Below are 9,618 nucleotides of genomic sequence, written 5' to 3'. Positions count from 1 at the left end.
GTTTGGCGTGCCGGCGTGTTGCGTGTCAGCGGATTGTGGGACACTAATCGCCGGGAGCGATTTTTGACGTTGCGATAGCAATGGTCCGGAGGATGGCCGCCATGGATGGTGGCCACAAAAACAGAGGCACGGCACTTTTCTCCTCCGGTTGTTTATAATTCCAGCGAACAGGTCGGATAGCGGGTTCGCGGCGTTGACGCTCCCGGGGGCGGCGAGTATTATGCCGCCTCGCTCGACCTGCTCGGCGGGGTGTAGCGCAGCCTGGTAGCGCGCCTGCTTTGGGAGCAGGATGTCGGGGGTTCGAATCCCTCCACCCCGACCAACTCAGCGAAGGTTGAGAGGTCGCAAGGTTGAAAGATAGTTAAGCGCCTGTAGCTCAATTGGATAGAGCAACGGCCTTCTAAGCCGTAGGTTGCAGGTTCGAGCCCTGCCAGGCGTGCCATCGCTGGCGGCTCAAGTGATTTATGGTGACTGTAGCTCAGCTGGTAGAGCCCCGGATTGTGACTCCGGTGGTCGTGGGTTCAAATCCCATCAGTCACCCCATACATGGAGCCTCCGGGTGGAAACCCGGGGGCTTTTTTGTTGGGGCCAGACGCTGGACGCCCAACGCCGGACGCTTTAGAACATCGCATCTTCGAACATTGCGGATACAGATAAGCGTTTTAGTGCTTGCCAGAGCGTTAGGTCTGGTTTTGCATCATGTTTTGCATCTCTGGCGTCTGGCGTCTGGCGTCTGGCGTCTCATGGGCGTAGGCAGGGCGGCTGCCATTGATTATAATTTGCGCCCTTCATACGGGGTCCGTCCGTGCATCGGGGGCCGCGGGATTTGAAAAGTCTTTTAAATAGAGGATGTTATGCAGGTTTCTGTAGAAACGACTTCAGGTCTGGAACGGCGCATGACCGTCGGTGTCCCCGCGGATAAGGTGGATCAGGCGGTGGAAAACAAGCTGCGCGAAGCGCAGAAAAACATCCGTCTGGACGGTTTCCGCCCCGGCAAGGTGCCGCTGCGTGAAGTAAAGCGTCGTTTTGGCGCCGCCGTGCGCAACGAAGTGCTGGCCGACGTGATGCGCGAGTCCTTCCTGGAAGCGGTCGAGAAGGAGAACCTGCAACCCGCCGGTCTGCCGGGCTTCGAAGCCACTCGTAACGAAGGCGGTCAGGACCTGGAGTTCGTGGCCACCTTCGAGGTGTTCCCGGAAGTGGAACTGGCCGATCTGTCCACCATCGAGGTGGAAAAGCCGGTGGCGGAAATCACCGACGCCGACGTAGACGAAATGATTGAAACCCTGCGCACCCAGCGCTCCGACTTCGCTGAAGTGGACCGCGCCGCCGAGCAGGGCGATCGTGTCAACATCGACTATAAAGGCCTGAAGGATGGCGAAGCCTTCGAGGGCGGCAGCGCCGAAGGTCAGAACCTGGAACTGGGCTCCGGCAGCATGATCCCCGGCTTCGAGGACGGCATTGTCGGCATGAAAGCCGGTGAAGAGAAGGACATCGACGTGACCTTTCCGGAGGAGTACCACTCCGAGGAACTGAAAGGTCAGGCGGTGGTGTTCCAGATCAAGGTCAACAAGGTGGAAGCCAAGACCCTGCCGGAAGTGGATGCCGAGTTCATGAAGGCGTTCGGTGTCGAGGACGGTGAACTCGATACGTTCAAGGCCGAGGTTCGCAACAACATGGAACGCGAACTGAAAAACGCGGTGTCCGGCAAGGTCAAAGAGCAAACCATGGACGGCCTGGCCAAACTGCATGAGTTCGATCTGCCGGCGGCACTGATCAAACAGGAAATCGATCGCATGCGCCAGCAGATGGTGCAGCAGTTTGGCGGCGGCCAGCAGTTCGATGCCTCCATGCTGCCTGAAGAGCTGTTCCGCGACCAGGCCGAACGCTCCGTTCGTCTGGGTCTGGTGGTGCGCGCGATTCTCGAGAAGAATGACCTGAAACCGGACGCCGACCGTGTCAAGGCCCGGGTGGAAGACATCGCCGCTCAATACGAGCAGCCGCAGGAACTGATTAACTGGGTTTACAATAACCCGCAGCAACTGCAGCAGATTGAGGGCGCGGTGCTCGAGGATCAGGTGGTGGATCTGGTGCTGGACGGGGCCAAGGTCGAAGAGAAGAGCATGTCCTACCAGGAGGCGGTGAAGCCACGCCAGCCGGAGCAGGCCGACGAAACGGCCTGAGCCGAATAGACCTACGAAGAGCGGGGCCTTTTGGCCCCGTTTTGCTGTGAAAGTAACCGTTTTGACCAAGTTTTGCGCAGTTAACCCACTTCTGGCCCCGCCTTTGTGGACGCCCTGCCGAAGGGCGTCATAGTATCGGAAAAAACGGGCATGCCCTTGTGATTCGAGGGCGCCGCCCCAACACCCGCGGTATCAAGCCGGGCACGTTGCCCATGATCCCGTAGACAAAGGAAACGCTAGATGATCGATCTGAGCCGGATTACCTCCCTGACCCCGGAGATGAAAACGCTGATGGCCGACCCCACCGCCACCGGGCTGGTGCCGATCGTGGTGGAGCAAACCTCCCGGGGCGAGCGGCAGTTCGATATTTACTCCCGACTGCTCAAGGAGAGGGTGATATTCCTGATTGGCCAGGTGGAAGACTACATGGCCAACCTGATCGTGGCGCAGATGCTGTTTCTTGAGTCCGAGAACCCGGACAAGGATATCCATCTGTATATCAACAGCCCCGGAGGCTCGGTAACCGCGGGGATGTCCATTTACGACACCATGCAGTTCATCAAGCCGGAAGTGTCCACCATGTGCGTGGGCCAGGCGGCCAGCATGGGCGCGTTCCTGCTCGCGGCTGGCGCCGAAGGCAAGCGTCTGGCGTTGCCGCACTCCCGGGTGATGATCCACCAGCCGCTGGGCGGCTTCCAGGGACAGGCTTCCGATATTGAGATCCACGCCCGGGAAATCCTCAAGATCAAGTCCCAGCTCAATGAACTACTGGCCAGACACACCGGCCAGCCGCTGGAAGTGCTGGAGCGCGACACCGACCGCGACAACTTCATGTCCGCGGAGCAGGCACGGGAATACGGTCTGATTGACCAGGTGGTCCATCGGCGCTGAGGCTCCGGAACGGCTCCGGGGACACCTTCCCGGAGCTTCCGGGCTTGAAAAAAGCGGGTTCTCCCTGCATCTTCAAAGTTAAATCAGGTTCAGAGGCGATTCGATGACCGATAACACCGGAAAGAGCGACGACGGCAAGCTGCTGTACTGCTCGTTCTGTGGCAAGAGCCAGCACGAAGTCCGCAAGCTGATCGCGGGCCCGTCGGTCTTCATCTGTGATGAGTGCGTGGATCTGTGCAATGACATCATCCGCGAGGAAGTCCAGGAAGACGGCGACAACAGTGGTCAGGAAAGCCTGCCCAAGCCTGACGAGATCAAGAACACGCTCGATGAGTACGTGATCGGTCAGGAACGGGCCAAAAAAGTGCTTTCCGTGGCTGTATACAACCACTACAAGCGGCTCAACAGCACCCTTCGCGGTCGTGACGACGTGGAACTGGGTAAAAGCAATATCTTGCTTATCGGTCCCACCGGCAGCGGTAAGACCCTGCTGGCCGAAACCCTCGCGCGCCTGCTCAATGTTCCCTTCACCATTGCCGACGCCACCACGCTTACCGAGGCCGGCTATGTCGGTGAGGACGTGGAGAACATTATCCAGAAGCTGTTGCAAAAATGTGATTACGATGTGGAGAAGGCCCAGAAGGGCATCGTCTACATTGACGAGATCGACAAGATCTCGCGTAAATCCGACAATCCCTCGATTACCCGTGACGTTAGCGGGGAAGGGGTGCAGCAGGCCCTGCTGAAGCTCATCGAGGGCACGGTGGCCTCGGTGCCGCCCCAGGGAGGGCGTAAACATCCGCAGCAGGAATTCCTGCAAGTGGACACCTCCAACATCCTGTTCATCTGTGGTGGCGCGTTCGCCGGCCTGGACAAGGTGATTCGGGATCGTTCCGAGAAGGGCGGCATCGGTTTTTCCGCCGAGGTGAAAAGCAAGGAAGGGGACCGCAACGTGGGCGAGACCCTGGTCGGCGTGGAGCCGGAGGACCTGGTCAAGTACGGCCTGATTCCGGAATTCATCGGCCGTCTGCCGGTGGTGGCGACTCTGGAAGAATTGTCCGAGGACGCGCTGGTGCAGATTCTCACCGAGCCACGTAATGCCCTGACCAAACAGTACATGCGCCTGTTCGAGATGGAAGGCGTGGAACTGGACTTCCGCGAGGACGCTTTGCGTTCCGTGGCCCGCAAGGCGATGGAACGAAAGTCCGGCGCCCGTGGTCTGCGTTCCATCCTGGAAAGCGTTTTGTTGGATACCATGTACCAGGTGCCTTCCATGGAGGGCGTGGTCAAAGTGGTGATCGACAGCGCCACCATCCAAGGTGAATCGGAGCCGTTGCTGATCTACGAAAACAGCGAGCAAACGTCCCGAGTGGCGCCCGATTGATCGGGCGCCCCGTGAACCGATAGAGGCCCTAAGTGCTGAAAGATATTCCCTTGCTTCCGCTCAGAGACGTAGTGGTGTATCCCCATATGGTGATCCCGCTGTTCGTCGGGCGGGAGAAATCCATCGCCGCTCTGGAAGCGGCCATGAGTGACGACAAGCAGATCATGCTGGTCGCCCAGCGCAACGCCTCGGACGATGACCCCGGCGAGGACGATATCTACCGGGTGGGCACCGTTTCCACCATCCTGCAGATGCTGCGACTGCCCGACGGCACCGTGAAAGTGCTGGTGGAAGGCGGCGTGCGCGGCCATGTCACCCGCGCCCGCTTCGACGAGCAGGGCGGGGTGGCGGACGTGCGGGAACTGGACGATCAGTTGCCGTCGCTGAGCGAGCAGGAGGCTCTGGCCCGTTCGCTGCTGGCGCAGTTCGAGGAATACGTCAAACTGTCCAAGAAAGTGGCGCCGGAAGTGATGAGTTCGGTGCAGTCGATCGAGGACATCAGCCGTCTGGCGGACACCATTTCCGCCCATCTTCAGCTCAAGCTGGAAGAAAAGCAGGACGTGCTGGAAATGGCCGATGTGCGCGAGCGGGTGGAACACCTGGTGGCGCTGATGGAATCCGACATGGATGTGCTGAAGATGGAAAAGCGCATCCGTGGCCGGGTCAAGAAGCAGATGGAGAAGAGCCAGCGCGAGTACTATCTGAATGAGCAGATGAAAGCGATTCAGAAAGAACTTGGTGATCTGGACGACAGCGGTAACGAGCTCGAGGATCTGGAAAAACGCATCGACAGCGCCGGCATGAGCAAGGACGCCTTGGAGAAATCCAAGGCTGAATTGAGCAAGCTGCGCATGATGTCACCGATGTCCGCCGAAGCCACGGTAGTGCGCAGCTACCTGGACTGGATGACCTCGGTGCCATGGAAAAAGCGCAGCCGGGTGCGTCACGACCTGGCCCATGCCCGTGATGTGCTGGATCAGGATCATTACGGCCTGGAAGAAGTGAAGGAGCGGATTCTGGAGTTTCTCGCCGTGCAAAGCCGGGTCGGCAAGGTCAAGGGGCCGGTGCTTTGTCTGGTGGGACCGCCGGGCGTGGGCAAAACCTCCCTGGGCCAGTCCGTGGCCAGAGCCACCAACCGCAAGTTCGTGCGAATGGCGCTGGGCGGGGTCCGTGATGAAGCGGAAATTCGCGGTCACCGCCGTACTTATATCGGCTCATTGCCGGGCAAAGTGATTCAGAAGCTCTCCAAGGTCGGTGTGCGCAATCCACTGTTCCTGCTCGACGAAGTCGATAAGATGGGCATGGATATGCGTGGCGATCCCGCGTCCGCGCTGCTGGAGGTGCTGGATCCGGAACAGAACAACACCTTCAACGATCACTATCTGGAAGTGGATTACGATCTCTCCGAGACCTTGTTCATCTGCACGTCCAACTCGATGAACATTCCCGCGCCGCTGCTGGATCGCATGGAAGTGATTCGCCTTCCCGGTTATACCGAGGAAGAGAAGGTCAACATCGCTTCCCAGTACCTGATTCCCAAGCAGATCAAAGCCAACGGTTTGAAGAAGGACGAAGTGGCGTTCAGCGACGACAGTCTGCGTCATATCGTCCGCCATTATACCCGTGAAGCCGGGGTGCGTGGTCTGGAACGGGAGATCAGCAAGATCTGCCGCAAGGTGGTGAAAGAGCATTCGCTGAGCCGTTCCTCCGAGACGGTGACATTGTCCGAGGACAATCTCGATCACTATCTGGGAGTGCGCAAGTTCAGCTACGGTCTGGCCGAGGATCAGGACCAGATCGGGCAGGTTACCGGCCTGGCCTGGACCTCTGTTGGCGGCGAGTTGCTGACCATTGAAAGTGTATCGACGCCGGGCAAGGGCCGTGTCACCACCACCGGGTCTCTGGGTGATGTGATGCAGGAGTCGATCCAGGCAGCCTGGACCGTGGTGAAAAGCCGTTCCCGGATGCTGGGAATTCGTCGCCGGCAACTGGAGCGTAACGATCTGCACATTCACGTGCCGGAAGGGGCGACCCCAAAGGATGGTCCCAGCGCCGGGACTGCCATGTGCACCGCCTTGGTTTCGGTATTGTGCGGGATTCCGGTTCGCGCCGACGTGGCGATGACTGGCGAAATCACCCTGCGTGGTCAGGTTCTGGCCATCGGTGGACTTAAAGAAAAATTGCTGGCCGCTCACCGCGGTGGCATAAAAACCGTCTTGATTCCTCAGGAAAATGAGCGCGACCTGAAGGAAGTGCCGGAAAATATCAAAGCGTCATTGGATATTCGTCCGGTAAAATGGATCGATCAGGTGCTGGAAGTGGCCTTGACGCAAACGCCTACGCCTTTGAGCGAAGCGGAAGTTGAAGAGGATCTGGCCCTGGCCGATGAAAAAGCGCAGCGAGAATCAGAGCGGCCAAGTACTCATTGAGCCGCCTTTTTTTCCGCGTTTAACAGTTTGATTTGGCAGACTTTTTTACAATCACGTGAGTTATCGGTATAGCGCCTTTCCTTTCTTGACGCCTGCCTAAAGCCATTGGTATAAAGGCGGCTTCGTCGTAAGGAGAGTGCGTTACGCCTCGACCACGAAACCGGGAAACAGCAAAAGGGGAATTTTGTGAATAAATCAGAACTGATTGATGCGATCGCAGCGGCTGCTGACATTTCCAAGGCCGACGCGGGTCGTGCTCTGGATGCGACGCTGGAAGCGGTCACCGGTGCACTGAAGAAAGGCGATAGCGTTTCTCTGGTTGGCTTCGGTACTTTCTCCGTGAAGCAGCGTGCCGCTCGTGAAGGCCGCAATCCGCAGACCGGTGAGACCATCAAGATCGCCGCAGCCACCGTGCCGGGCTTCAAAGCCGGCAAGGCACTGAAAGACGCGGTGAACTAAACTGGTTCCGGGAGCGGTAGTTCAGCTGGTTAGAATACCGGCCTGTCACGCCGGGGGTCGCGGGTTCGAGTCCCGTCCGCTCCGCCAGTCCCAGGAAGCGTATCCGGAGAGCGGATGCGCTTTTTTGCTTTGAGAACCTGTTCATGATTTTTATCTCGCCTGGCTCCGGTCTTCGTGCCGGGATCATCGAATTCCGCATGCGGAGGTAAAAATCATGAACAGGCTCTCTGGAACCCGGAACCGTCTGGCGCCTTGGTGTTCCAAATAAAAACGAATCGATTGATCGGTATCTCTTTGGAGTGAAGCATGCAGGAGTTCAGGCGATTTGTCCGCGGGCCCGTGGGCAAGGTTCTGCTCGCCGCCATTATTCTCCCTTTTATTATTTCCGGGTTTTATGGTTATTTCACCGGTGGGGGTGACTCGGTCTCGGTGGCCGAAGTGGACGGCAACAAGATTTATCGCAACTACGTGACCGCGAGAACCGAGCGGCTGCGGCAGATGCTGCGTCAGCAAAGTCCGGGTATGAACGAGGCCATGCTTGATGCCTATGTGCGTCCGGAAATGGTGCTGGAAGGTATCATCAACGAGCAGCTCACTTTGTCCGCCGCCAATAACGCTGACATGGCTTTCAGCGAAGTGCAGGCCGCGGCGGAGATCCGTTCCAATCAGGCGTTTTTCGAGAATGGAAAATTTTCCGACGAACAGTTCGAGCGTTTGTTGCGCAGCCAGGGCATGACCCCGCGTGGCTATCTCGATGGCTATCGTCAGGACCGGCTGACCCAGCAGTACCGGTTCGCCTTCACCGGCACCGACTTCGCGTTACCCGGTGAGCTCGCCGAACAGCGCCGCCTGGGTGAGCAGACCCGTGACTTGCGTTATGTGCGGTTGTCCCTGGCGGATCTGGAAAGCCAGTTCAACGCCACCGATGAGCAGGTGGAGCAGTATTACCAGGACCACCAGGACCAGTTCATGCGCCCCGAGCGCTATCGCATCAGCTATCTGGTGTTGAGCCCGGAGCAGTACGCCGGGCAAGTTGAGGTCAGCGACGATGATATTAGCGCCGAATACGAAGCTCGCCGCGGCATGGCGGAGAGCCGCGCCAATGGTTCCAAGGAAGTGGCCCATATTCTGATTGGCACGGACGGCCGCGGTGCGGATGAAGCGCTTGAGCGTGCCCGTGAAGTGCGCGAGGCCATCGAAGGTGGTGAGTCTTTCGCCGATGCCGCGAAGACCTATTCCGATGACCCGGGCAGTGCCGATAACGGCGGTAATCTGGGTATGCTGGCTCCCGGCTCGTTGCCGGAGGCATTGGATGAGGCACTGAAGTCTCTGTCCGTGGGCGATGTTTCCGAGCCGGTGGTGTCTGAATCCGGTGTGCATTTGCTGACCGTGCTGCGCGAGGACAAGCAGACCTTCCCGCCGCTGGACGAAATGCGCGAGCGTCTGACCGCCGATCTCAAAGCCGCCCGTGCTCAGTCCATGATGATGGACGCGTTGGCACAGATGGAAGAACTGGTGTTCGAGCATGGTGATCTGCAGACTCCGGCGGAGCAACTGGGCCTGAAAGTCGAGACCACGGATTGGGTAGCTCTGAATGCCCTGCCGGCGGAGCTGGATTCGGCCAAGGTGCGTGAAGCCCTGAACACGCCGGCGGTGAAAGAGCAGGGCCATAACAGTGACGTGCTGGAGCTGAATGGTGGCCGCTATTTGGCGGTGCATCTGGAGGATCGCCAGGAGCCGGAGCCGTTGCCGCTTGATCAGGTGGCGGAACGGATTCGCGATACCCTGAAGGGCCAGCAAGCGCGGGAAAAAGCCAGCTCTCTGGCCGAGCAGGCGCGCGAACTGGCCAAAGAGGGCAAGGCGATGGATGAAATCGCGGCCTTGGCAAATGTCCAGATCGAAGAGCAAAGCGCGGTGCATCGCGGTGCTCGTCAACCGGCACCGATGGTGGTGCAGCAAGCCTTCACACTGCCATGGACGCAGGAGCAGGGCGCCTCTGAAGTCCAGGTGGCGGATTTACCCAATGGTGGCTGGGTGGCATTTCAGGTTACCGGTGTGACTGACGGCGGTGGGGAGCCGCTGCCGGAGAACCAGCAGAAGCAGGCTTTGCTGCAACTGGGTGAGATGGAAGGTGAGCGCGACTTCGAGCAGGTCATGGCGTTCCTGCGCGATACCCGCGATGTTGCCATCCATGCCGATGAGCTGCGAGCCAAACCTGAGTAAGTCGCCGACGTCGCGACGATGATGAAAGCCCGCCCTGATTCAGGAGCGGGCT

6 protein-coding genes and 4 tRNA genes are annotated in these 9,618 nt (G+C 58.8%); all 10 read left to right on the top strand.

Going from position 1 to position 9,618, the window contains the following annotated elements; translation table 11 throughout:
* Positions 1 to 245 precede the first annotated feature (245 nt).
* The 10 genes from A6D6_RS13450 (at position 246) to A6D6_RS13405 (ending at position 9,566) form a co-directional block, all read left to right on the top strand.
* Positions 246 to 322 (top strand) — tRNA-Pro (locus A6D6_RS13450).
* A gap of 43 nt (positions 323 to 365) precedes the next feature.
* Positions 366 to 442, top strand: a tRNA-Arg gene (locus tag A6D6_RS13445).
* Between the two features lie 25 nt (positions 443 to 467).
* Positions 468 to 543 (top strand) — tRNA-His (locus A6D6_RS13440).
* 311 nt (positions 544 to 854) lie between these two features.
* Positions 855 to 2,180: a trigger factor gene (gene tig, locus A6D6_RS13435; RefSeq protein WP_159661004.1), complete on the top strand. Its 1,326-nt coding sequence runs from the start codon at positions 855 to 857 to the stop codon at positions 2,178 to 2,180.
* A gap of 240 nt (positions 2,181 to 2,420) precedes the next feature.
* Positions 2,421 to 3,071 carry an ATP-dependent Clp endopeptidase proteolytic subunit ClpP gene (gene clpP / locus A6D6_RS13430; protein WP_159661003.1) on the top strand — a complete coding sequence of 217 codons (651 nt, stop codon included), beginning with the start codon at positions 2,421 to 2,423 and terminating at the stop codon, positions 3,069 to 3,071.
* A 103-nt stretch (positions 3,072 to 3,174) separates the two neighbouring features.
* Positions 3,175 to 4,455, top strand: coding sequence for an ATP-dependent Clp protease ATP-binding subunit ClpX (clpX, locus tag A6D6_RS13425; RefSeq protein WP_014994725.1), 1,281 nt, complete (start codon positions 3,175 to 3,177; stop codon positions 4,453 to 4,455).
* Positions 4,456 to 4,487: 32 nt separating this feature from the next.
* A complete protein-coding gene (gene lon, locus A6D6_RS13420; RefSeq protein ID WP_133490928.1) occupies positions 4,488 to 6,884 on the top strand; it encodes an endopeptidase La in 2,397 nt (798 codons plus the stop codon).
* Between the two features lie 186 nt (positions 6,885 to 7,070).
* Positions 7,071 to 7,343, top strand: coding sequence for a non-specific DNA-binding protein Hbs (gene hbs / locus A6D6_RS13415; protein WP_133490927.1), 273 nt, complete (start codon positions 7,071 to 7,073; stop codon positions 7,341 to 7,343).
* Between the two features lie 10 nt (positions 7,344 to 7,353).
* Positions 7,354 to 7,430, top strand: a tRNA-Asp gene (locus A6D6_RS13410).
* Positions 7,431 to 7,649: 219 nt separating this feature from the next.
* Positions 7,650 to 9,566 (top strand): SurA N-terminal domain-containing protein, encoded by a 1,917-nt coding sequence (locus tag A6D6_RS13405; protein ID WP_133490926.1) that lies wholly within the window; start codon positions 7,650 to 7,652, stop codon positions 9,564 to 9,566.
* The last annotated feature ends 52 nt before the right edge of the window (positions 9,567 to 9,618 follow it).

Source organism: Alcanivorax xiamenensis (assembly GCF_009846745.1).
Lineage (GTDB): Bacteria > Pseudomonadota > Gammaproteobacteria > Pseudomonadales > Alcanivoracaceae > Alloalcanivorax > Alloalcanivorax xiamenensis.
The sequence above is the reverse complement of the archived record's forward strand: the minus strand, read 5'-3'. Positions and strand labels throughout refer to the sequence as shown.